A 22475-nucleotide genomic window follows, 5' to 3' on the forward strand; every position below is an offset into this window, starting at 1 on the left:
CTCGGGCTCCGTCAGTCAATCAAAGTCGGGATAAGTGATGTGCCGCCGCGTCCCGCGCGATGAGCGCGAGGCCGGACAGCACGAGCGAATCGTGGCGCGTGTGCGCCACGTCGAGCGCGCCCGCGATTTCATCGGCAGCGCCGCCGCCCAGCACGAGACGGACATCGGCCTGCAAGTCGTCGCGCAGATCGCGCCATGCCCGTTCGATAAGGCTCGCTTGCGCAAGCAGGCAGCCGGACGACAGCGCGGCGGCGGTATCGGTGGCGAAGAGGCCGTGCGGCTTGTCGCCCGCGCCGTGCAGCGCGCGACGCGCGGCGGTGGCATCGAGCGTCGGCAATTGCGCGGTGCGGCTGCCGAGCGATTGCATCATCAGCGACCAGCCCGGCGCGATCAATCCGCCCGTGAAGACGCCGTCGGCGCGCAGGGCTTCGAGCGTCGTCGCGGTGCCGAACGTGGCGATGAGCACGTTTTCGCCGGGATACGCGGCCCGCGCGCCGATCAACCCGGCCCAGCGGTCGCTGCCGAGTTTCTCCGGCTCCGTGTAGCCGTTGGTCACGCCGCATTGCTGCGCGCCGGCGCGAATGAAGGTGCGCGGCAACGCGGGCCAGCGTGCGTCGAGAAGACGCTCGATCCGCGCCTGAACCGATGCCCCCGCCACGTTCGATATCCACGCGCTCGCGCAATCCGGCAACGACGACCACGCGGCGAGCGCCGGATCGGCGTGATCCGTGGCATCGCGTTCATGTTCGAGCGCGCCGTTGGCCATCGCGACGCCGTTTTCATCGACGAGCGACCACTTGATGCGGCTGTTGCCCGCGTCGATCAGAAGCATCGGCGCGTGGCTCACGGACGTTCCCGCGCGAGGCGCAGCGTCAGTTCGCCGGTGGCGACGGTGCGCGGACCTTCGGGCGCGTCGATGAGCAACTGGCCGCTGTCGTCGACGCCCGATGCCACGCCGCGCGTGATTTCCTGTCCCTGATCGATCAGCACGACTTCGCGGCCGGCGTACGCGTGCGCGTCGGTCCAGCGCTGGCGGAACGGCTTGAAGCCTTCGGTTTCGAAACGCGGCAGGGCGGCGTCGAGGGCGTTCAGGATGGCGGCGAAAGTCTCGGTGAGATTGGCGTCGGGCCATGCGCGGGCGAGCGCGGCGGGCGCCGTGCCGGGAACGGCGGACGCGGCCTGGCGGTTGGCGTCGTCGACCTGAGCGGCGAGTTGCTCCGCGCCGTGCAGATTGATGCCGATGCCGATCACCACCGCCGTCGCGCCCGGCGCGGTCCACGCGGTTTCGATGAGGATGCCGGCGAGCTTGCCGTCGTCGAGCAGCACGTCGTTGGGCCACTTGAGCGCGGGCCGCGCGGACGGCGAGAGCGGCAGCCGCGCGAGGGCATCGAGCACGGCGACGCCGACGGCCAGGCTCAAGCCCGAAAGCCCTTCGATGGGACGCTGCAGCACATAGCCGACGGACATCAGGAGCGCGTTGCCCGGCTCGGCGAGCCACGCGCGGCCGCGCCGTCCGCGGCCCGACGTCTGCGAATACGCGACGCGCACGATGGGCGCGGCGGAATCGGCGGGCGCGGTGTCGCGTGGGGCGGCGCGCAGTCGGCCGATGAGATCGGCGTTCGTGGAGCCGGTTTCATCGACGATCTCGATGCTCCAGTCGCGGGCGGGCCGCTCGGCGAGCGTCGCAAGCCGGTTGCGGTCGATGCGCCAGGGGGCGTCGGGGGCGAAAGCGGGGGAGGGGTTCATGGCGGCTATTGTAGCGGGGCGCTATTTCAGCGATCGCGCGTGGGCTGGCGGAAGGGTCAGGCGAGGGTGATGAGGGCTACTTCCGCACAGGCGGAGGACACCCGGCTACGGTAGAGCTCAATCGTGGAGCGACCTCCCCGCACGCTGACGCAACGAAGAAATCACACCCTGTGATTTCTTTCGCGGCGCTTATCCGCGCGTGTCGGGGAAGCGAGAACAACAAATTTTGATGCCACCTATTCGTCATATGAAACGCCAGCCTCGTTATTCTTATCGCTCAAACAAATCGAGAGGTTCGCATGGCGTTTGGGTTCGGCGAATGGCAACCGTCTTACAACACATTGGACGTGCCGTTGAAAAGTGGCTGGCAGTGCACGCTTGTCCCACGCTTGCAATGTGGCACGGAACTCTGGTTCCTCAAGGAAGACGCCCGTAAGACGATCCAGGACGATCGCATCGCCTTCGATCGCTACTTCCGTCCGAACCTCGATTTGCGCACGATCACAGGCGAGAAGGCTCTACGCATCATCCAGCACTTTCTACGCACTTTCCTCAGGATCGCTCACTGGAATCAGCCGACATCGAATGAGGAGATCGAGCGATTCTTTCGCAAGGCGATACGCGATGAAGCGTTGATTCCGGTAGTAAATCGGGGATGGCGCCTGGCGCCACGCTTTGACGTGCCTCCCGACGCGCCGCAGCGCTGGCCGAAGCCAGTTGATTTCCAATACACGCCGCGCGATTCCGACTACATTCCGATCCGTCGGCGTGGGGCGGCGGTGAGCGCAGAGTCGTTGGGCACTGGAGTCGTTGCCGCGGATTTAGCCAGAGGCAGACCTATCATTGACAGCGGCGGCGGGAGCCGTCGTGGGTTCGACTGGCTCGACGCGGTGGAAAATGCGGCCGGAGCGGTTCCTGGCGGACGCAGTTGGGATGACGATAGCTCGTTGGCAATGAGCCTCGAGGACGGTTCGCCGCTTGACGCATCCCCGTTCGAGTATTCTGAAGATCTTCAACTGGGCAATGCGTTGGAGGTCGCGGCGAGCGGCGTGAGCGAGTCTGACGAAGCGGACTGTTTTTACCTCTACGAGCGAGACCTTCGCATGTGCGACGTCGCGCGCGCCATGTACCAGGATCCGCGATCGGTCGCGCTGTGCCAGCAGCGCGCGTTTGAGAACTACCAAGCCTGCCGGGGATATTGAATGAACGGCCAACCTCAAGCCTCCATCGTTTTTTACGACGAGGAAACCAAGCAACTCAAATTCATCACTGTCCACCGGCGCGAGGTGCAGGCCGTGATAGATAGGGAGGTGGCCCGCTCCGGCGGAATGACGATACCGCCGACCGCCGAAGACGGCAGCAATGAGCCGCTCACCGACGAGGATGCGCGCAGGCTCGGCGGCATGGTGATGCTGATGCAGGCTTACGACTATCCTGAATTCAGGGCAAGGCTCAAGCTAACTATGGCCGAGCGGGTGAATTGGAATCCAGCAGGCAGGCCTTCTGATGACAGTCTTTGACGCCATCAAAGGGAAATTTGTGGCAGGACGACCGAGCCACGCTGCGCCGTGATCTGCTACGGCGAGGGTGGCAACGAGATCCAGACGTTCGCTGTGGAGCGGGATGCGCGAGACAAGTTGCGTGCGAGCCGGCTTGAGATGCCTTGGTCGAGAGCGGGCGCCGCCGGCGAGCTAGACGACGAATTTGCGCGGAAGCCGGGCGGCGTTCCTCGAACCGATCCGGCATAGTGCAGCCCCCATCCCCGCCCCGCCATACAACCTTCGTTACAATGTCCTCTCCCTCCCACCCTCGCCCCAACACCCTTGAACTTCGACACGCCGCCGCGCCTGCGAGTGGAAGCCGGTCAGCAAGGCAAGGTCGTCCGGCTCTCGGGCCAATGGACCGCGCTCGCGCTCGCGCGTGACCGCGCCAAAAGCGGCGTCACGCGGCGGCTGCGCGCCATCGGGCGGGAAGCCATCAGCCAGTGGGATCTGCTGTCGGTCGAACGGCTCGATTACGTCGGCGGGCAGGCGCTCTGGCGCGTCTGGGGCCGAAAGATGCCCGCGACCGTCGCGCTCTCCGATACCCAGCGCGAAATCTTCGAACGCGTCGCGCTGCTCGACGCCGAGCGCGAAGAACCCGAACCCGTCGATCGCACCGATCCCGTCACGCGGCTCGGCCAACTGATCTTCGCGTTCCTCGATCATCTGCACGGCGGCCTTTCGATGTTCGGCGGCTTTCTCATCGATCTCGTCTCGATCGTGCGGCGTCCGAACCGCACGCCGTGGACGGAAATCTCCGCCAATATCTACAGCGCCGGCGCGCAGGCGCTCGCGATCACCGCGCTCGTCGCGTTCCTGATCGGCATCGTGCTGAGCTATCTCTCCGCACAACAGTTGCGCATGTTCGGCGCGAACCAGTACATCGTGAACATCCTCGGGCTTTCCGTGATCCGAGAACTCGGGCCCGTGCTCTCCGCGATCCTCGTCGCCGGCCGATCCGGCTCCGCGATCACCGCGCAGATCGGCGTGATGCGCGTCACCGAAGAACTCGACGCCATGCAGGTCATGGGCATCCCGCACGGCCTGCGGCTCGTGCTGCCGCGCGTGCTCGCGCTCGGCGTCGCGATGCCGCTGCTCGTCATGTGGACGAACATCATCGCGCTTCTCGGCGGCGCGCTCGCGGCGAAGCTCGTGCTGTCCATCGACATCGCCTACTTCATCCGCTCGCTGCCGTCCGTCGTGCCGATCGCGAATCTGTGGATCGGGCTCGGCAAGGGCGTCGTGTTCGGCATGCTCATTGCGCTCGCTGCGTGTCACTTCGGCTTTCGCATCAAGGCGAATTCGCAAAGTCTCGGCGAAGGCACGACGACCTCCGTGGTCACGTCGATCACCATCGTCATTCTCGCGGACGCCGTGTTCGCCATCCTCTTCCAGAACGTGGGACTCTGACTCATGTCGACGACGCTCGCCACCGCCGTGCGCCACCAGCCGCCGCCCGTCATCGCGGAACCGGTCATCGAAGTGCGCGACGTCACCAAGCGCTACGGCAAGACGGTGATCCACGAGCATCTCGACTTCGACGTGCGGCGCGGCGAAATCGTCGCGCTGCTCGGCGGCTCGGGTTCCGGCAAGACCACGCTCGTGCGGCAGATTCTCGGTTTGGAATCGCCGACATCCGGCACGATCCGCGTGCTCGGCGAGGAATGGGCGCGCATGGACGAAGAAACCGCCAAGATGCTGCGCACGCGCTCCGGCATGATGTTCCAGCAAGGCGCGCTGTTCTCGTCGCTGTCGGTGTACGACAACATCGCGCAGCCGTTTCGCGAACTCGGCAAGATTCCCGAGGATCTGATCCGCGAGTTCGTGATGCTCAAGCTCGAAATGGTCGGCCTCTCGTGCAAGCACGCGAGCAAGATGCCGTCGGCGCTGTCGGGCGGCATGGTGAAGCGCGTGGGCATCGCGCGGGCGATCGCGCTCGAACCCGAACTGCTTTTCCTCGACGAACCCACGGCGGGGCTCGATCCGAAGGCATCGGACGAATTCGTCGATCTGATCGCGACGCTGCATCGCGCGCTCGGCCTGACGGTCGTGATGGTCACGCACGATCTGGACACGATGGTCGCGCTGTCCACGCGCGTCGCGGTGCTCGCGGACCGGCGCGTGCTCGTGGCGGCGCCGGTGGAAGAGGCGGTGGCGGTGGATCATCCGTTCATCCGCGAGTATTTTCTGGGGCGGCGCGGCCGGCGCGCGCTCGCCGCACTGCCGCCCGAGCGCCGCGCGAAGCTGCCCGCCGTCGCGCTCGACGACGCCACGCTCTCGCTCCGGTAGCGCCGCATTCGCCCGCGAGGAGAAAGGAACCCGCCGATGGAAAACAAATCACACGCGTTCTGGACCGGGCTTTTCACGATCGTGCTCGTGCTGGCGATCGCGTTCGCGGCGTTCTTCTTCAACGTCGATCGCACCGTGCGCGTGCCGTACGACCTGATCGCGCGGACCAACGTGACCGGTCTCTTCACCGATGCCTCGGTGCGTTATCGCGGTCTCGGCGTCGGCAAGGTGCAGTCGATCCGCTTCGACAAGTCGCATCCGGGGCAGATCCGCATTCGCATTCTCGTCGACCAGAACGCGCCGATGACGCACTCCACGTTCGCGACGCTCGGCTTTCAGGGCGTGACGGGCATCGCGTTCGTGCAGCTCGACGACACTGGCCGTGACACGACCGCGCTCGCTTCGTCGCCGCAACACGTCGCCGAAGTGCCGATGCGCCCCGGTCTCTTCGAGCAGTTGCAGGAACGCGGCGATGTCATTCTGCGGCGCTTCGAGCGCCTTTCGGACGACGCGGACAAGTTCCTCTCCGACGACGTCCGCAACCAGTTGATGGACACCGCGAAGAGTTTGCAGGGCGCGGCGGACGGCATCGCGTCGCTGGCGAGCCAGGTTTCGCCGACGACGGCGCATCTGCCGCAGACGCTGCAGCAGATCGACCGGACGCTCGCATCGACGAATACGCTCATCCAGAATCTGAACCGCGAAAACGGGCCGTTCGTGACGAATCTGAACAAGGCGGGCAACGCGGCGCAACAGGCGGCCGGCGCGCTCGCGGACATGAACGAATCGCTGCGCGAAGTGACGGCGCGGGTGGGCTTCGAAGCGCTGCCGCGCCTCTACTCGTTCACCGACGACCTGAGCAGCGCCGCGCGTTCCGTCGACCGCGCCGCCGATACCTTCAGCACGAGCCCGCGCAGCGTGCTGTTCGGCGCGCCGTCGATGCCGCCGGGGCCGGGCGAGCCGGGCTTCGCGTGGCCGGCGAAACCGGCGCATTGAGAGGAATGTCATGGCACATATCAGGCTGAATCCGCGTGCGGCGCTCGCGCTTCTCGTCATGGCGATGCTGGCCGGCTGCGCGTCGAACGCGACGGTCGCGCCCGACGCGCGTTTCGACCTCGGCGCGCCGCCTTTGCAGACCGATGCATCGGCGGCGCAAAAAGCGATGCCGCCCGTCAAGGTGCTCGCGGTCGGCGCGTCGCGCAATCTGGAAACCGACGCGTTCATCTATCGCATGAGTTACGTCGACGCGCAGCGCACCGGCAGCTATTCGACGAGCCACTGGACGATGCCGCCCGCGCAACTCCTGACGCAACGCCTGCGCGCGGCGCTCTCGGCGCGCGGCCCGGTGCTGACGGGCGCCGATCCGGTGCGCGCGGCGCTGCTCGAAGTGGAATTGACCGGCTTCGAACAGGTCTTCGATGCGCCCGGCCAGAGCCACGGCGCCGTGTCCGTGCGCGCGACGCTCACGCAGCAGGGCCGCGTGGTCGCGCAGCGCGCGTTCGCGGCGAGCGCGCCCGCGCCGAGCGCCGATGCGTCCGGCGGCGCGCGGGCGCTCGCGGCGGCATCGGACGATCTGATCGCGCAACTGAGCGCGTGGCTCGACGCGCAACCGCTCACCGCATCGCGATGACATCGGCATCGCACTTTCACGTAACCTCGCTCGAACGGAGGCGCTCGGGCGGCTCATGACGATCAAGCAATGGCAGCGCCGCCCGTCGGCGTTTTCGCGGCAGGCGCTCGGCGCGTACGCGGCGCTCGTCGTGTACGGCTCGCTGTATCCGTTCTCCGGCTGGCGTTCGCTCGGCATCGGGCCGTTCGCTTTTCTCACCGATCCGCTGCCGCAATACCTGACCGCGTTCGATGTCATCACGAACGTGCTCGGCTACATGCCGCTCGGCGCGCTGATCGTGCTGGCGCTGTATCCGCGCTGGCGGGGATCGGCGGCGGTGTGCGCGGCGTTCGCCGGCGGCGCGCTGCTTTCCGGCACGATGGAAGCCATCCAGACGTATCTGCCGACGCGCGTCTCTTCGAATCTCGATCTCGCCGCGAATGCGCTCGGCGCGCTCGTCGGCGGCGTGCTCGCCGCGCCCGCGACCAGCGCGCTGCTCGATCGCGGCCTGCTGAGACGCATCCGCTTCACTTGGTTCGAACGGCACGCGGCGTATGTGATCGGCTTGTCGGCGCTGTGGCCGTTCGCGGCGATGTTCCCCGCGCCCTATCTCTTCGGCGGCGGCGACCTGCCGCGCGTGCTGTGGGACAGCCTCGATCCGGCGATGCAGGACGCGATCCTCGTGTGGACGCCCGCTTCGTGGGACATCGAAAGCTGGCCGGACCGGCTCGGCGCGCTCCTGCCCGACGATTCGTGGGAAGCGCTCATCACGTCGTCGAATCTCTTCGCGGCGCTCGTGCTCGTGACGCTGCTCACGCGCGAGCGCGCGCCGCGCATACGGCTGATGATCGGCCTGATCGCGGCGACGCTCTTCGCGAAAGCGGGCGCGTCGTTCCTGCAATCGCGCGCCGGGCTGACGTTCGACTGGGCCACCGACGGCGCGCTCGAAGGCATCGGCATCGGCACGGTGGCGGGCGTGCTCTCGGTCGCGCTGCCGCGTGCGCTGCGGGCGGCGCTGGCGGGCGTGGCGCTCGTCGCCGGGCTCGCGCTCGTCAATCTGCTGCCGGTGAATCCGTACTTCGATATCGTGCTCGCCGACTGGCGGCAGGGGCGCTATCTGCATTTCAACGGGCTGCTGCACTGGCTCGCGTGGGTGTGGCCGTATGCGGCGCTCGGCTGGCTGGCTTCGGTGGCGGAGCGTGCGTGGGTCATGCGGCGGCGCGCGGCGGGCGGCGGCGCGCGCGAGTAGGGCGGCGGCAGCGCGGCACATCGCTCGCTATAATCGACCGACACTCTTTCGCCAGGCTCCCTCGACGCTCATGGACTCCTTCTACAAGTACCACGTGTTCTTTTGCCTGAACCAGCGCGACGCCGACGCCGCGCGCCCGAGCTGCGCCAATTGCAACGCGCAGGCCATGCAGGAGCACGCGAAAAAGCGCGTGAAGAAGCTGGGCCTCGCGGGCGAAGGCAAGGTGCGCATCAACAAGGCGGGCTGTCTCGACCGATGCGAGCTGGGGCCGGTCGTGGTCGTGTATCCGGAAGGCACGTGGTACACGTATGTCGATGAAACCGACATCGACGAAATCGTGGATTCGCATCTCGCCAACGGCAAGATTGTCGAACGTCTCCTGATCGATCAACCGGCCTGACGAACGCCGCATGAACGCGCAAACAGAAAAATTCCTGATCGACGGTCCCGCCGGCAAGATCGAAGTCGCGCTCGACCGCACCGAGGCCGCGCCGCGCGGCATCGCGCTCGTCGCGCATCCGCATCCGCTCTTCGGCGGCACGATGGACAACAAGGTCGCGCAGACGCTCGCGCGCACTTTCGTGCAACTCGGCTACACGACATATCGCTCGAACTTCCGGGGCGTCGGGCAGACGCAAGGCGAGCACGACAACGGCATCGGCGAGCGCGAAGACCTGCTCGCGGTCATCGGCCACATGCGCGCGCAGCCCGGCCAGAGCGACGTGCCGATGGTCCTCGCGGGCTTTTCCTTCGGCACCTTCGTGCTGTCGCACGTCGCGAAGCAACTGCTGGAAAGCGGGCAGGCGATCGAGCGCATGGTGTTCGTCGGCACGGCGGCGAGCCGCTGGGAAGTCGCGACGGTGCCCGAAAACACGCTCGTCATTCACGGCGAAGTGGACGACACCGTGCCCATCGCGTCCGTCTACGACTGGGCGCGGCCGCAGGAACTGCCGGTCGTCGTGATTCCCGGCGGCGAGCATTTCTTCCACCGCAAGCTGCACATCCTGAAGCGCGTGATCGTCGATGCATGGCGCTGAAGGTTCGCGCGTGAATCGAATTTGAAAGATGCGCGTAGGCGTCGCCCGAAAAACGTGAATTTGCGCGAAAAGCAGGCAGATTCGCCGCAAGCCGGCTTCGGGCCGCGCGTATAATGGCGCAGAATTTTTTCGCCGCCCAGTCGCTTTTCTCGTATTGCAAATGCGCTGCGGCGAAAGCCCGCCTCGAGCGCCGGCTTGCGTGCCGGCCAACGCGACGTTCTAAAACAAACGTTTGAGAACCGATGGCGCGGCCGTCTGTCGAATGAGCGCCCTTCGCCGCGGCACCGGAAAGACCGTCTTTCCGGCTCGCCGGACCATCAGGCGAAGCGCCCGACCGGCATCGACGGTCTGCCTGTTCAACCCGCGCTTCGCCAACTTTCGGATCATCCCGGGCGGAGCGCCGATGCATTTTCTGCCGACCGATCCTATGCGCTTTTTCCCTTCCGGCTTTTCTGTTCCCTCCGTTTCTGTTTCCGCTCCCGCATCTGCTGTCAGGCTTCGCGCATTGAAGGCGGCCATCGTGCTGCCCGCCGTGCTCGCCGCCGCGAGCGCGTTCGCGCAAGTGCCGCCGCCCGCGGTCACCGCGCGTTCGTGGGTGCTCGTCGATGCCACCAGCAACCAGGTGCTCGCATCGGGCAATCCCGATGAACGCGTCGAACCGGCATCGCTCACCAAGCTGATGACCGCCTACCTCGTCTTCGACGCGCTCAAGGCGAAGAAGATCAACATGGACCAGACCGTCATGCCGAGCGAGGCCGTGCGCCGCGTGAAGACGGACGAGTCGCGCATGTTCATCGAGGCGAACAAGCCGGTCACGGTGCATGACCTCGTGTACGGCATGATCATCCAGTCGGGCAACGACGCGGCGATCGCGCTGGCGGAACTCGTCGGCGGCAGCGAGGCCAACTTCGTCAATCTGATGAACGGCGCGGCGCAGCGCATCGGCATGAAGCACACGCACTATGCCGACGTGAACGGCATGCCCGATCCGCAGCACTACACGACCGCAGGCGATCTCGCCGTGCTGTCCACGCGTCTCATCCGCGATTTCCCCGAGTACTACAGCATCTTCTCGGAGAAGGAATTCACGTATAACAAGATCAAGCAGCCGAACCGCAACCGCCTGTTGTGGCTCGATCCGACCGTCGATGGTCTCAAGACCGGCCACACGAAAGCCGCCGGCTACTGCCTGATCGCGACGGCCAAGCGCTCGCTCGTCGGCACGCCGGACGCGAGCCGCCGTCTCGTCGCGGTCATGATGGGCGAGCCGAAGGAATCGGCACGCGTGCAGGACAGCCTGAAGATGCTGAGCTACGGCTACACCGCGTACGACGCGCTGCGTCTCTACAAGGCGAATCAGGTGATCGAATCGCCGCGCGTGTACAAGGGCGCGACGGACACCGTGCAGGCGGGCGTCTCGACGGATCAGTACATCACCGTGCCGAAGGGTCTCGGCGACAAGGTCAAGCCGACGATCACGCGCAACGATCTCCTGATCGCGCCGATCAAGAAGGGCCAGCAAGTCGGTTCCGTGCGCATGATGGCGGATGGCAAGGAAGTCGCGCAGTTCCCGCTCGTCGCGCTGCAGGACGTGCCGGAAGCGGGCATTTTCGGCCGCCTGTGGGATTCCGCGCTGCTGATGTGGCAGAAGCGTAAGTAATCGCGTTTGTTCGAACGGAGCGGTATCGATGACCTCGACTCAGGCCGATGAATTCAACCCGACGGTCTATCTGAACGGCGAATGGGGACCGCTTTCCGAAGCGCGCATTCCCGTGCTGGATCGCGGTTTCATCTTCGGCGACGGCATCTACGAAGTCGTGCCGCTCTACGCGCAAGCCGGCGGCGCGCGCCTGCCGTTCCGGCTCGCGCAGCATCTTGCGCGGCTCAATCGCAGTCTCGGGAAGATTCGCATCGAGAATCCGTTCGACGACGCCGGGTGGCGCGCGCTGATCCAGCGTGCAATCGACGCGAACGCCGGCGAAGGCGATGCCATCGTCTATATTCAGGTCACGCGCGGCGTCGCGAAGAAGCGCGGGCACGCGTTTCCGGCGGGCATCGCGCCGACCGTGTTCGTGATGCAAAGCCCGCTCGTGCTGCCGAGCGACGCAAGCCGCGCGCAAGGCGCGGTGGCCGTCACCGCCGAGGACAGGCGCTGGCTGCATTGCGACATCAAATCGACATCGCTGCTCGGCAACGTGCTCATGGCGCAGCACGCGGCGGAGCACGACGCGCTCGAAACCATCCAGTTGCGCGACGGCTTGCTTACCGAGGGATCGTCCTCAAATGTGTGGATTGTTGCAGGCGGCACGCTGCTGGGCGCGCCGCGCGGGCCGCGCATTCTGGAAGGCATCCGCTACGGGCTGATCGAGGAACTGGCGGCCGAAGCGGGCATTGCCTTCGAGGAACGCGACATCGCCGAGGCCGAGCTGCGCGCCGCCGATGAAATCATGATCAGTTCGGCGACGAAGGAAGTCATGCCGATCACGACGCTCGACGGCAAGCCCGTCGGCGGCGGCCGCCCCGGCCCGGTCTATGCTGCGCTATATGACGCCTACCAGCGGGCGAAGGCGCGTGAGTTCGCGAGTCAGGCGAGCCGCGCCGGTTAAGGAGAAAGCCATGTCCGATTCCACGAATTCCCCGACCAGCACCGACGAACTCTTCAACTTTCCCTGCGATTTCCCGATCAAGGTGATGGGCAAGTCGCATCCGGAGTTTCAAGACACGATCGTCACCGTCATCCGCGAGTTCGACGGCGAATTCGACGTGACGCGCGTCGAAACGCGGCCGTCGTCCGGCGGCAACTACACGGGGCTGACCTGCACCGTGCGCGCGCAGAATCGCGCGCATCTCGACGACATCTACCGCGCGCTCACCGGCCATCCGATGGTCAAGGTAGTGCTCTGAGATTGCCTGCGGGCGCATCGCACACGGCGGGCGTGCGCTCGTAGAGCAGCCGGAACTGTTCCGCTTCCGCGAAAATCCACTCCCGAAACGCCTGAACCCGCGCCGTCGCGAGCAATTCGGGCGGACACACGAAGTAATAGCTCCACGGGCTCGGGCCGTCCACGTTGAACAGGCGCACGAGCCTTCCCGCGATGATTTCCTGCATCGCGAGCGAGCGCCGCACGAGCGCGATTCCCTGGCCGTCGATGGCCGCCTGCAGCAAATTCGACGAATCTTCATATAAGACGCCGCGTTTCGGCTCCGGCAGGTCCGGAAGGCCGGCTGCGTCGAACCACGGACGCCAGAGTTCGTCGCTCGAACGCAGCATCGGCATGGCCGCGAGATCGGCCGGCACGCGCGGCAGCACGCCGCCGTTGAAACGCGGCGAGCACGCCGGGAAGAACACTTCGTCGAGCAGCGGCTCCGCGTGCACGCCGGCGTATTTGCCGAAGCCGAAGCGAATGGCCAGATCGACGTCGTCGCGGCTGAAGTCGGTGAGCGAGCTCGTCGACAGCAATTCGAGGTCGAATTCCGGATGCCGCTCGATGAACCCGCCCACGCGCGACGTCAGCCATCGCGCGGAGAACGACGGAATCGTCGAGACGACGAGCCGCCGGTCGCGGTCGCCTGCGCGGATGCGTCGCGTGGATTCGGCGAGCGCGACGAGCGCCGCGCGCACGTCCGCCGCGTACTGGCGGCCGCGGTCGGTGAGGCGCACGCGCTTGCCGTCACGGGCGAAGAGCGTGACGCCGAGTTCGGCTTCCAGCGCGCGAATCTGATGGCTGACGGCGCCGTGCGTGACGAAGAGTTCGTCGGCGGCGCGCGAAAAGCTCTCGTGACGCGCGGCGGCTTCGAAGGCGCGCAGCGCGTTGAGCGCGGGAAGCTGGCGAAGGTCCATGTGGATGGTTGCGTGGTCGTTTGTCAATCCGGCTCACATAGCAGTGAAAATTGATCGTTTTGCTCGATGCCTTGCCACGCCTAGGATTGTAGTCATCGAAACGTTCCCTTGGCGGAGTCGATCATGCGAGAAATATCAACAAGCGTCACGTTTGAAATCAGGCCGGGCGAAACGGTGCCGATGCGCATTGCGCGCAGCACGCGGCTCTCGGTGCACGGCGGCCCGGTCTGGGCGACGCGCAGCAACGACATCGAAGACTACTGGCTCGCGCCGGGCGACCGGCTGAAGCTGCGCGAACGCGAGCGACTCTGGCTCTCGACGGAAGGCGACAAGCCCGCGTGCGTCGTGTTCACCATGCTCCCGCGCCGCGACGAACGCGCGATTCGCTGGCTTTCGACGAGCATCGAACGTTTCGTGCAGCGCTTTCGCGCCGGATGGCGCACCGTCTGAGCCAACTATTCGCATTTGCCATCGCAGGCATGCGAATTCACCATCGGCGGGCATGGGGCTATTTCGGTAAACTACCGGCACCATGTCCGCCACACCGCTCGCAGTTCCACAAGAAATCGACGACGCGCCCGACACCGTGCTCGATGCCGGTGAATTCCCGGTCGCGTTGCGCTGGCGCGGCCTCGAGCCGTACGCCCAAAGTTTCGACGCGATGCGCGCGTTCACCGACGCCCGCACGCCCGAGACGCCCGACGAAATCTGGCTCGTCGAACATCCGCAGGTTTTCACGCTCGGTCTCGCGGGCAATCCCGCGCATCTGCTGCTCGCCGACAGCGGCATTCCGCTCGTCAAGGTGGATCGCGGCGGACAGATCACGTATCACGGGCCGGGGCAGATCGTGGCGTACCTGCTGCTCGACCTGCGCCGCCGCAAGCTGATGGTGCGCGAACTCGTGCGGCGCATCGAGGAAGCCGTGATCGAAACACTCGCGACGTATAATCTCGCGACCGACCGCAAGGCCGGCGCGCCCGGCATCTACGTGGCGCAACCGTCGGCGGATGCGGCGCGGCAAGGCGCGAACGTTCGTCTGCACGAACTGCATCGGGGCGCGAAGATCGCCGCGCTCGGGCTCAAGATCCGCAACGGCTGCAGCTATCACGGCGTCAGCCTCAACGTGAAGATGGATCTGCGGCCGTTCCTCGCGATCAACCCGTGCGGCTACGCGGGACTCGAAACGGTCGACATGGCGACGCTCGGCGCCGCCGCCGACTGGCGCGACGTGGCACTCACGCTCGCCGAAAGGCTGGCGCACCAGATAGACGGCTCGCAGGGCGCCGCCGCTCAACCGCAAGACGGCGCGAGCCGTTTAGCTGCATCTACCGGATCAACCGAATGACTGACGCAACCGCAAACCTGGCCGGCGACGCCGCTTCATCGGCGCTCAATTCCGCTGCCGCTCCCGCCGCCTACGACGCAACCGCGAAGCAGAAGGCGCAGGCGAAGACATCGCGCATTCCGATCAAGGTCGTGCCGATCGAGAAGCTCAAGAAGCCGGACTGGATTCGCGTGCGCACCGCGACGGGCAATTCGCGGTTCTACGAAATCAAGCAGATTCTGCGCGAGCACAACCTGCACACGGTGTGCGAAGAGGCGAGCTGCCCGAATATCGGCGAATGTTTCGGCAAGGGCACGGCCACGTTCATGATCATGGGCGACAAGTGCACGCGCCGCTGCCCGTTCTGCGACGTGGGCCACGGCCGTCCGGATCCGCTCGATCCCGAAGAGCCGATCAACCTCGCGCGCACCATCGGCGCGCTGAAGCTGAAGTACGTGGTGATCACGAGCGTGGATCGCGACGACCTGCGCGATGGCGGCGCGGCGCATTTCGTCGAGTGCATTCGAAACGTGCGCGAGCATTCGCCGGAAACGCGCATTGAAATTCTCACGCCGGATTTCCGCGGCCGTCTGGATCGCGCGATCAACATTCTGACCGCCGCGCCGCCCGACGTGATGAACCACAATCTCGAAACGGTGCCGCGTCTCTATAAGGAAGCGCGTCCGGGTTCGGATTATCACCATTCGCTGAAGCTGCTGAAGGACTTCAAGGCGCTGCATCCGGAAGTCGCGACGAAATCCGGGCTGATGGTCGGTCTCGGCGAAACGGAAGAGGAAATCCTCCAGGTGATGCGCGATCTGCGCGCGCACGACGTCGACATGCTGACGATCGGACAGTATCTGCAGCCGTCGGAGCATCATCTGCCGGTGCGGGCTTACGTGCATCCGGATACTTTCAAGATGTACGAGGAAGAAGCCTACAAGATGGGCTTCACGCACGCGGCGGTCGGCGCGATGGTGCGTTCGAGCTACCACGCGGACGTGCAGGCGCATGGAGCCGGCGTCGTTTGAGACGCGCTTCTTCGTGTTCAAAAAAACCCACGGCGACGTGGGTTTTTTTTCGTGTGTGCGCGTTGGCGATGCTTCGTTCGAGCCGTCCGGAACGTCGGACGGCCGCATTCCGGATTTCTGGAAACCCGGATTGGCAGCGCTCGAATGCGGGAGGAATTCGACGATAAATCAATAAGTTAGCGGAGAATCAATCCTGGCATCGGCCTTGCAATAAGAAAGCCACGGCCCGCGAAGCCGCATATAAAAGTCAAGGAGACAAGCCGATGAACACTTTCGCATCCGACCGTCCCTGAATCCGTCGACGTAGCGGCTCTCGCCTACGCGACGCGATCCGACGCGCACGCCCCCACGTGCAACGACGCTTTGCCCGCTCTTCGTGGCTCGCCGCTGGCGCTCTTTTGCCAACTGCCTGTTTTTGCCTGGAACCATCGTGAAGAAACCTTTCTATAAAGTCCTGTACGTGCAGGTGCTCGCGGCCATTGCCATCGGCATCGCGCTCGGGCATTTCTATCCCTCGCTCGCCACCGACATGAAGCCGCTCGGCGACGGCTTCATCAAGCTCATCAAGATGGTCATCGGACCGATCATCTTCTGTACCGTCGTGACCGGCATCGCCGGGATGGAAGACATGAAGAAGGTCGGGCGCGTCGGCGGCAAGGCGCTGCTGTACTTCGAAATCGTGTCGACGTTCGCGCTCGTGCTCGGCCTCATCGCCACGCACGTGCTGAAGCCGGGCGTCGGCTTCAACGTCGATCCGGCCACGCTCGACCACAAGGCGATCGACTCGTTCGCCGCGAAGGCGCACGGCCAGAGCACGGTCGACTTCTTCCTGCACATCATTCCGGACACGCTCGTCTCAGCGTTCTCGCAAGGCGAAATCCTGCAGATCCTGCTGATCGCGCTCCTGTTCGGCGCGGTGCTCGCGCATCTGGGCGAGCGCGGCAAGGTCGTGACGTCGTTCATCGAAGGCCTGTCCAGCGTGCTGTTCGGCATGGTCGGCATCATCACGAAGCTCGCGCCCATCGGCGCGTTCGGCGCGATGGCGTTCACCATCGGCAAGTACGGCATCGGCTCGCTCGTGCCCATGCTGAAGCTCATCGGCACGTTCTATCTGACGTCGATCGTGTTCGTGCTCGTCGTGCTCGGCGCGATTGCGCGCATGGTCGGCTTCTCGATCCTGAAGTTCGTCGCGTACATCAAGGAAGAACTGCTGATCGTGCTCGGCACGTCGTCGTCGGAAGCGGCGCTGCCGCAACTGATGCTGAAGCTCGAAAAGCTCGGCTGCTCGCGCTCGGTCGTGGGTCTCGTCGTGCCGACCGGCTATTCGTTCAACCTCGACGGCACCAACATCTACATGACGATGGCCGTGCTGTTCATCGCGCAGGCGACGAACACGGACCTCACGTGGGGCCAGCAACTGACGCTGCTCGCGGTCACCATGCTCACGTCGAAGGGCGCGAGCGGCGTGACCGGCGCGGGCTTCATCACGCTGGCGGCGACGCTTGCCGTCGTGCCGACCATTCCGCTCTCCGGCATGGTGCTGATTCTCGGCATCGACCGCTTCATGAGCGAGTGCCGCGCGCTGACGAATATCGTCGGCAACGGCGTGGCGACGGTCGTGGTGTCGGCGTGGGAGCGCGAACTGGACCGCAACAAGCTGCGCGCCGCGCTCAGTCACGGCGGCGACGACACCGAAGCGAAGACCGTCTAACCTTCTCTCGCCGATAAAGCCATGCAACGCGCGGCGAAGCATCGATCGGCGGATGCTTCGCCGCATGCGCCTCAACCGGCATACCCGGAAAACGCGTATGCCACAATGACGGATTCTCAATCGCGGGAATCTGCTCAAGTGACGCGCCGCATCCTCGTGTTCTTCGCGCTCGTCGCGCTGCTCACGGCGTGTTGCGCGCTCACGTGGCATATCGCGTGGCAGCGCGGTATCGACGAGTTGCGGCGCAACGCCGCCACGCGCGTCGACCGCACCACGAGCACGCTCAAGAGCACGCTCGACCGCTACGAATATCTTCCCTATCTGCTTTCGCGTCATCCGTTCGTGCAGGACGTGCTCGCCACGCCCGACGCGCGCAACGTCGATCGCGCCAATCGTTATCTCGAAGACCTCAACCGCCGCGCCCACGCCACCGCGACGTATCTGATTCGCGCCGACGGTTTCTGCGTCGCGGCGAGCAACTGGCGCGAGCCGGACAGCTTCATCGGCGTGGAATATCACTTCCGGCCGTATTTCGTCGATGCCGTGAAAGGCGGCGTCGGACGTTTCTTCGGACTCGGCACGATTTCGCTGGAGCCGGGTTACTACATCTCGCAGCCGGTGTATCGGGAAGGCTCGCACGACGTGATCGGCGTGGCGGTCGTGAAGCTGAATCTCGAATGGCTGCAAGGCGCCGATGCGTCCGAGCCGCTGCTCGTCACCGACGACCACGGCGTGATCTTTCTCTCGTCGGTGCCGTCGTGGAAATATCACACGGTGCGGCCGCTGCCGCAGAGCGTGGAGGCGTCCGTCTATTCGACGCGCCAGTACGCGCAGCAGCCCATCACGCCGTTGCCGATGTCCGTCGTCGAAACGCTCGAAGGCGGCGCGCAGATCGTGCGCGTCGGCGGCGGAATGAACGCGCCGAGCTTTCTCGCGACGCGCCGCTCCATCGGCGAGCCGGACTGGCAACTCATCACCATGGCGCCGCTCGACAGCATCCAGAGCGCCGCGCAGACGGCGGTCGTCGTGACGGCGCTCGTGTTTCTCTCGCTGTGCCTGCTCGCGTTCTACTGGCGCATGCGACGCGCCCGCGTGCGCGAGATGATCCGCAGCCGCGAGCTGTTGCAGACGGCGTATGCGGAACTGAATCAGCGCGTCGCGGAACGCACGGCGGATCTGTCGCAGGCGAACGCGCAACTGACGAAGGAAGTGAACGAGCGCACGCGCGCCGAGCAGGATTTGCGCGCCGCCCACGACGAACTCATTCAGGCGAGCAAGCTCGCCGCGCTCGGGCAGATGGCCGCGGGCATCACGCATGAACTGAATCAGCCGCTCGCGGCGCTGCGCAGTTTCTCGGACAACACGCGCGTGTTGATCGATCGCGGCGATCAGGCGGCGGCGCGCGAAAATCTCGAAGCGATCGCGGCGCTGACCGAGCGCATGGGCAAGATCACGAATCAACTGAAGCTCTTCGTCGCGAAGGCGCGGCCGAAGAATGCGCGCACGGATGTGGCTCGCGCGCTGCGCAACGTGCTCGCGATGCTCCAGCCGCGTCTCAAAAACGCCGCGCTCGACATCGCGCCCGAACTCGAAGGCGACGCCGCGCCCATCTTCGTGCGCTGCGAGGACTTGCGGCTGGAGCAGGTGTTCATCAACCTGATCGGCAACGCGCTCGACGCAGTCGCTTCCTGCGATGCCCCGCGCATCGTCATCGGCATGGATGCGCGGCCGGACGCGGTGGAGATCGTGGTGCGCGACAACGGCCCCGGCATTCCCGCCGACGCGCTGCCGCGTCTCTTCGAACCGTTCTTCACGACGAAGGAAACGGGCCACGGACTCGGGCTCGGGCTGGCGATTTCATCGGCGATCGCGCGGGATTACGGCGGCACGCTCGTCGCGCGCAACGTGGCCGAGCCGATCGTCGCGCACGGGCCGGAAGGCGGAACGCAGGCCGACGCGGATCGCTGGCAAGGCGCAGAATTCGTGCTGACGCTGCGTCGCGCTTAGCAACATGAATCGAGGCAAGACCATGACCACCGGTTTGCAGGTGATCTTCATCGAAGACGACGAACTCGTGCGCCGCGCGAGTGTGCAGAGCCTGCAACTCGCGGGCTTCGACGTGACCGGCCACGGCAGCGTGGAATCCGCCGCGCGCGCGATCGACGCGAATTTTCCCGGCGTGATCGTCAGCGATATCCGCTTGCCGGGCGCGAGCGGCCTCGACCTGCTCGCGCAATGCCGCGAGCGCGCGCCGGACGTGCCCGTGCTGCTCGTCACCGGTCACGGCGATATTTCGATGGCCGTCCAGGCAATGCGCGACGGCGCGTACGACTTCATCGAGAAGCCTTTCGCCTCCGAACGGCTTGTCGAAGCGGTGCGGCGCGCGCTGGAGCGCCGCAAGCTCGTGCTCGAAAACCAGGCGCTGCGGCGAGAACTCGCGGAGCAGAGCAGCGTCGCGCCGCGCATCATCGGACGCAGCCCGGCGATCGAGCAGGTGCGCCGGCTGATCGCGAACGTCGCGCCGACGGACGCGTCCGTGCTCATCAACGGCGATACCGGCGCGGGCAAGGAACTGATCGCGCGCAGCCTGCACGAAATGTCGCCGCGTCGCGACAAGCCGTTCATCGCGGTCAATTGCGGCGCGCTGCCGGAACCGATGTTCGAATCGGAGATGTTCGGCTTCGAGGCGGGCGCGTTCACCGGCGCGCAGAAGCGGCGCATCGGCAAGCTGGAACACGCGTCGGGCGGCACGCTGTTTCTCGACGAAATCGAGAGCATGCCGCTTTCGCTGCAAGTAAAGCTGCTGCGCGTGTTGCAGGACGGCGTGCTGGAGCGGCTCGGCTCGAACCAGCCGGTGCGCGCGAACCTGCGCGTGGTGGCCGCCGCGAAGGGCGACATGAACGAGCACGTCGCCGACGGCACGTTCCGGCGCGACCTGCTGTATCGGCTGAACGTGGTGACGATCACGCTGCCGCCGCTGAACGAGCGCCGCGAGGACATCGTGCCGCTTTTCGAACACTTTCTGCTCGATGCCGCCGTGCGCTACGAGCGGCCCGCGCCGCTCATCACCGACCGTCAGCGCGCCGAGCTGATGCAGCGCGACTGGCCCGGCAACGTGCGCGAGTTGCGCAATGCGGCGGACCGGATGGTGCTCGGCGTGATCGACGACATCGGCGCGTCGGCCGACACGACGACGCAATCGCTCAAGGAGCGCACCGAGCAGTTCGAGCGCGCGGTCATCGGCGAAACGCTGGAGCAGTGCGGCGGCGCGGTGGCGGTGGCGGCGGATCGGCTGCAAGTCGGCAAGGCGACGCTCTACGAGAAGATCAAACGATACGGCCTCGCCGCGAAAGGCGATTCCGAGCGCTAGAAACGACAACGCCCGCCGAAGCGGGCGTTGTTGCTCATGCGGGCGCGCTCAGGCTGCCCGCTCAGGCTGCCGAGCCGAGCGCCTTGTCGAGCAGCGCGTCGAGTTCCGCGAAGGTCGGCTCGCCGACATAGCGCTTCAGAATCTTCCCGTTCTTGTCGACGACGAACGTGGTCGGCGTGAGCTGAACGTTGCCGAACTGCTTCGCGGCGGTGCCGTCGTCCATCGCGACCTTGAACGGCAGGTTGCGCGTCTGCGCGTAATTGGCGACGTACATCGGCGCGTCGTAGTTCATCGCCACGGCGACGAACTCCAGGCCGCGTCCCTTGAACTTGTTGTACGTGTTGATCATGTCGGGCATTTCCTTCATGCAGGTCTCGCAACTCGTCGCCCAGAAATTGACGAGATAGACCTTGCCCTTGAGATCGCCCGATGTCGAAACCTTCTGTCCCGACAGCAGCGTGAACGTGGCGTCCGGCACGCGCTGCTGGCCGCCGAACGCGAAGTAGCCGGTGCACGCGATCACGCCGGCGATCAGCGCGGTCACGATGTATCGCAGCGGGCTCTTGCCGCGCGTGGAAGTCGCTTCGGTGGTTTGGGACATAGGAACCTCGGGTTGCAGACTGGAGCGCCGCGACGGGCGCAACTGCAAAGAAATGTGGCATGTATTCTACGCCAATCGCGCAGCGGAGCGTCATAGCGGCCCGCCTATACCGGCAGCCAGGGAAGGGCGGCCGCAGGGGCGCGATAATGATGCTTTTCCAGGCATCGAACACTTATGAAGTCGGTTTTATTCCTCGTCTCCGCGACGGTGCGCCGTTTTGTCGCGCCCCGCGCGCGCTTTTCGTCGCCGGCTGGGGCAATTCGCGCGGCGATGTGCGCGTCGGTGGCTTGCGGTGCGCTCATCGCCTGCACGCCTGCCTACGACTGGCGGACCATCCAGAACAATGACGACGGCTACGAAGTCACGCTGCCCGCCAAGCCGCGCGCAGCGGAGCGGAAGATTCAGATTGCCGGCCAGCCGATGACCATGCGCATGCAAACCGCCGAAGCCAACGACGCCGTGTTCGCGGTCGGTACGGTCGTCCTGCCGAGCGCCGATCCGGCGTTGCAGCGCGCGGCGCTCGACTATCTCGAATCGGGTCTGGCGCGCAACGTGAACGCTCACCCGGACGCCCGCGCGACGCAGATTGATCTGGCCGCCGGTGGCCGCGTGCTCGGCAGCGAGATGCGCGTCACCGGGCAGAGCGGCGAGAAGCGCGAGGCGCGGACCATCCAGGCGCGCTTCGTCGCGCGCGGCGCGCATGTCTATCAGGTGGCCATCGTCTCGGACAAAACGCCGCCGGCCGACCAAGCCGATCAGTTCTTCACGTCCTTCAAGCTGTTTTAGAGGGAATGCTCGAATTAAGTTAACGCCGACTTAAACGGGCGCCTTCGGCAGGTTTACGCAGTGAAGGTTCCTTCGAAGCATCCGCGTCTAATTCACGGATTTATCAGCGCTTTTTCCTCTATCCACACGATCTGTGGATAACTTTGTGGAAAAAAGTGTGCGGTAGGCATCAAATGCCCGAATCGCGCGGTTCCGCTTACTTTGCCTTATCTCTCGGCAAGTTAATTAGTTCAATAAAATCAATGGTCTGCGAAATCGGTGCGACGGGGGCGTTTGATCGGGCGAAAAGCCCCTGCGGATCGCCTCGGTGTGTATAAGTCAAGTCTTGACAAGCATTTTT

General features: G+C 65.3%; 23 protein-coding genes. 19 read left to right on the top strand and 4 right to left on the bottom strand.

The annotated features are described in order from the left end of the window. Positions 1-19: 19 nt before the first annotated feature. Both NCR39_RS00665 and NCR39_RS00670 read right to left on the bottom strand, forming a co-directional pair. On the bottom strand, positions 20-832 hold the full coding sequence (locus NCR39_RS00665; protein WP_250451422.1) for a type III pantothenate kinase: 813 nt from the start codon (positions 830-832) through the stop codon (positions 20-22). Between the two features lie 11 nt (positions 833-843). After that, complete coding sequence (locus NCR39_RS00670; RefSeq protein WP_250450115.1) at positions 844-1746, bottom strand: biotin--[acetyl-CoA-carboxylase] ligase; 903 nt, start codon at positions 1744-1746, stop codon at positions 844-846. 299 nt (positions 1747-2045) lie between these two features. Between NCR39_RS00670 and NCR39_RS00675 the strand changes: the two genes are divergently transcribed. The 12 genes from NCR39_RS00675 (at position 2046) to NCR39_RS00730 (ending at position 12375) form a co-directional block, all read left to right on the top strand. Continuing rightward, complete coding sequence (locus NCR39_RS00675) at positions 2046-2948, top strand: hypothetical protein (protein ID WP_250450116.1); 903 nt, start codon at positions 2046-2048, stop codon at positions 2946-2948. Next, on the top strand, positions 2949-3266 hold the full coding sequence (locus NCR39_RS00680) for a hypothetical protein (protein ID WP_250450118.1): 318 nt from the start codon (positions 2949-2951) through the stop codon (positions 3264-3266). It begins immediately after the preceding gene. A 303-nt stretch (positions 3267-3569) separates the two neighbouring features. Continuing rightward, complete coding sequence (locus NCR39_RS00685) at positions 3570-4697, top strand: MlaE family ABC transporter permease (RefSeq protein WP_250450120.1); 1128 nt, start codon at positions 3570-3572, stop codon at positions 4695-4697. Between the two features lie 3 nt (positions 4698-4700). Next, positions 4701-5576: an ABC transporter ATP-binding protein gene (locus NCR39_RS00690; protein WP_250450122.1), complete on the top strand. Its 876-nt coding sequence runs from the start codon at positions 4701-4703 to the stop codon at positions 5574-5576. A gap of 36 nt (positions 5577-5612) precedes the next feature. Next, a complete protein-coding gene (locus tag NCR39_RS00695; RefSeq protein WP_250450124.1) occupies positions 5613-6572 on the top strand; it encodes an MlaD family protein in 960 nt (319 codons plus the stop codon). 10 nt (positions 6573-6582) lie between these two features. Next, positions 6583-7206, top strand: a complete 624-nt coding sequence (locus NCR39_RS00700) for an ABC-type transport auxiliary lipoprotein family protein (protein WP_250450126.1) — start codon at positions 6583-6585, stop codon at positions 7204-7206. A 55-nt stretch (positions 7207-7261) separates the two neighbouring features. Next, positions 7262-8434 carry a VanZ family protein gene (locus NCR39_RS00705; RefSeq protein WP_250450127.1) on the top strand — a complete coding sequence of 391 codons (1173 nt, stop codon included), beginning with the start codon at positions 7262-7264 and terminating at the stop codon, positions 8432-8434. A gap of 70 nt (positions 8435-8504) precedes the next feature. Beyond that, positions 8505-8834, top strand: coding sequence for a (2Fe-2S) ferredoxin domain-containing protein (locus NCR39_RS00710; RefSeq protein WP_250450128.1), 330 nt, complete (start codon positions 8505-8507; stop codon positions 8832-8834). Positions 8835-8844: 10 nt separating this feature from the next. Next, entirely contained in the window at positions 8845-9471 is a 627-nt protein-coding gene (locus NCR39_RS00715; RefSeq protein WP_250450129.1) for an alpha/beta hydrolase, read from the top strand. Between the two features lie 427 nt (positions 9472-9898). Next, on the top strand, positions 9899-11131 hold the full coding sequence (locus NCR39_RS00720; protein ID WP_040053266.1) for a D-alanyl-D-alanine carboxypeptidase family protein: 1233 nt from the start codon (positions 9899-9901) through the stop codon (positions 11129-11131). 28 nt (positions 11132-11159) lie between these two features. After that, on the top strand, positions 11160-12077 hold the full coding sequence (locus tag NCR39_RS00725) for a D-amino acid aminotransferase (RefSeq protein ID WP_250450130.1): 918 nt from the start codon (positions 11160-11162) through the stop codon (positions 12075-12077). 10 nt (positions 12078-12087) lie between these two features. Continuing rightward, positions 12088-12375, top strand: a complete 288-nt coding sequence (locus tag NCR39_RS00730) for a DUF493 family protein (protein WP_250450131.1) — start codon at positions 12088-12090, stop codon at positions 12373-12375. Here NCR39_RS00730 and NCR39_RS00735 read toward each other — a convergent pair. Further along, positions 12359-13312, bottom strand: coding sequence for a transcriptional regulator GcvA (locus NCR39_RS00735; RefSeq protein WP_250450132.1), 954 nt, complete (start codon positions 13310-13312; stop codon positions 12359-12361). The genes NCR39_RS00730 and NCR39_RS00735 overlap by 17 nt on opposite strands. A 123-nt stretch (positions 13313-13435) precedes the next feature. Here NCR39_RS00735 and NCR39_RS00740 point away from each other — a divergent pair, with 123 nt between their 5' ends. From NCR39_RS00740 to NCR39_RS00765, 6 genes are all read left to right on the top strand, one after another. Continuing rightward, complete coding sequence (locus NCR39_RS00740) at positions 13436-13762, top strand: DUF2917 domain-containing protein (protein ID WP_250450135.1); 327 nt, start codon at positions 13436-13438, stop codon at positions 13760-13762. A gap of 82 nt (positions 13763-13844) precedes the next feature. Further along, positions 13845-14657, top strand: a complete 813-nt coding sequence (lipB, locus tag NCR39_RS00745) for a lipoyl(octanoyl) transferase LipB (protein WP_250450137.1) — start codon at positions 13845-13847, stop codon at positions 14655-14657. Beyond that, on the top strand, positions 14654-15667 hold the full coding sequence (lipA, locus tag NCR39_RS00750; RefSeq protein ID WP_040053100.1) for a lipoyl synthase: 1014 nt from the start codon (positions 14654-14656) through the stop codon (positions 15665-15667). Before lipB ends, lipA begins: the two co-directional genes overlap by 4 nt. 430 nt (positions 15668-16097) lie before the next feature. After that, positions 16098-17378, top strand: a complete 1281-nt coding sequence (locus NCR39_RS00755; protein ID WP_350029644.1) for a dicarboxylate/amino acid:cation symporter — start codon at positions 16098-16100, stop codon at positions 17376-17378. Positions 17379-17399: 21 nt separating this feature from the next. Continuing rightward, positions 17400-19385 (top strand): sensor histidine kinase, encoded by a 1986-nt coding sequence (locus NCR39_RS00760; protein WP_350029645.1) that lies wholly within the window; start codon positions 17400-17402, stop codon positions 19383-19385. A 22-nt stretch (positions 19386-19407) separates the two neighbouring features. Further along, positions 19408-20748 carry a sigma-54-dependent transcriptional regulator gene (locus NCR39_RS00765; protein ID WP_040053098.1) on the top strand — a complete coding sequence of 447 codons (1341 nt, stop codon included), beginning with the start codon at positions 19408-19410 and terminating at the stop codon, positions 20746-20748. A gap of 61 nt (positions 20749-20809) precedes the next feature. Here NCR39_RS00765 and NCR39_RS00770 read toward each other — a convergent pair whose 3' ends face one another. After that, positions 20810-21349, bottom strand: coding sequence for a TlpA disulfide reductase family protein (locus NCR39_RS00770; protein WP_250450139.1), 540 nt, complete (start codon positions 21347-21349; stop codon positions 20810-20812). A gap of 174 nt (positions 21350-21523) precedes the next feature. Here NCR39_RS00770 and NCR39_RS00775 point away from each other — a divergent pair, with 174 nt between their 5' ends. Then, entirely contained in the window at positions 21524-22135 is a 612-nt protein-coding gene (locus tag NCR39_RS00775) for a hypothetical protein (RefSeq protein ID WP_502800148.1), read from the top strand. Positions 22136-22475: the final 340 nt, after the last annotated feature.

Origin of the sequence: Caballeronia sp. ATUFL_M2_KS44, assembly GCF_023630965.1 — a bacterium.
Classification (GTDB): domain Bacteria; phylum Pseudomonadota; class Gammaproteobacteria; order Burkholderiales; family Burkholderiaceae; genus Caballeronia; species Caballeronia concitans.

Coding starts and splice junctions, on each gene's coding strand:
- NCR39_RS00665 (WP_250451422.1), bottom strand. CDS start 832: ATGCTTCTGATCGACGCGGGCAACAGCCGCATCAAGTGGTCGCTCGTC.
- NCR39_RS00670 (WP_250450115.1), bottom strand. CDS start 1,746: ATGAACCCCTCCCCCGCTTTCGCCCCCGACGCCCCCTGGCGCATCGAC.
- NCR39_RS00675 (WP_250450116.1), top strand. CDS start 2,046: ATGGCGTTTGGGTTCGGCGAATGGCAACCGTCTTACAACACATTGGAC.
- NCR39_RS00680 (WP_250450118.1), top strand. CDS start 2,949: ATGAACGGCCAACCTCAAGCCTCCATCGTTTTTTACGACGAGGAAACC.
- NCR39_RS00690 (WP_250450122.1), top strand. CDS start 4,701: ATGTCGACGACGCTCGCCACCGCCGTGCGCCACCAGCCGCCGCCCGTC.
- NCR39_RS00695 (WP_250450124.1), top strand. CDS start 5,613: ATGGAAAACAAATCACACGCGTTCTGGACCGGGCTTTTCACGATCGTG.
- NCR39_RS00700 (WP_250450126.1), top strand. CDS start 6,583: ATGGCACATATCAGGCTGAATCCGCGTGCGGCGCTCGCGCTTCTCGTC.
- NCR39_RS00705 (WP_250450127.1), top strand. CDS start 7,262: ATGACGATCAAGCAATGGCAGCGCCGCCCGTCGGCGTTTTCGCGGCAG.
- NCR39_RS00710 (WP_250450128.1), top strand. CDS start 8,505: ATGGACTCCTTCTACAAGTACCACGTGTTCTTTTGCCTGAACCAGCGC.
- NCR39_RS00715 (WP_250450129.1), top strand. CDS start 8,845: ATGAACGCGCAAACAGAAAAATTCCTGATCGACGGTCCCGCCGGCAAG.
- NCR39_RS00720 (WP_040053266.1), top strand. CDS start 9,899: ATGCGCTTTTTCCCTTCCGGCTTTTCTGTTCCCTCCGTTTCTGTTTCC.
- NCR39_RS00725 (WP_250450130.1), top strand. CDS start 11,160: ATGACCTCGACTCAGGCCGATGAATTCAACCCGACGGTCTATCTGAAC.
- NCR39_RS00730 (WP_250450131.1), top strand. CDS start 12,088: ATGTCCGATTCCACGAATTCCCCGACCAGCACCGACGAACTCTTCAAC.
- NCR39_RS00735 (WP_250450132.1), bottom strand. CDS start 13,312: ATGGACCTTCGCCAGCTTCCCGCGCTCAACGCGCTGCGCGCCTTCGAA.
- NCR39_RS00740 (WP_250450135.1), top strand. CDS start 13,436: ATGCGAGAAATATCAACAAGCGTCACGTTTGAAATCAGGCCGGGCGAA.
- lipB (WP_250450137.1), top strand. CDS start 13,845: ATGTCCGCCACACCGCTCGCAGTTCCACAAGAAATCGACGACGCGCCC.
- lipA (WP_040053100.1), top strand. CDS start 14,654: ATGACTGACGCAACCGCAAACCTGGCCGGCGACGCCGCTTCATCGGCG.
- NCR39_RS00760 (WP_350029645.1), top strand. CDS start 17,400: ATGCAACGCGCGGCGAAGCATCGATCGGCGGATGCTTCGCCGCATGCG.
- NCR39_RS00765 (WP_040053098.1), top strand. CDS start 19,408: ATGACCACCGGTTTGCAGGTGATCTTCATCGAAGACGACGAACTCGTG.
- NCR39_RS00770 (WP_250450139.1), bottom strand. CDS start 21,349: ATGTCCCAAACCACCGAAGCGACTTCCACGCGCGGCAAGAGCCCGCTG.
- NCR39_RS00775 (WP_502800148.1), top strand. CDS start 21,524: ATGAAGTCGGTTTTATTCCTCGTCTCCGCGACGGTGCGCCGTTTTGTC.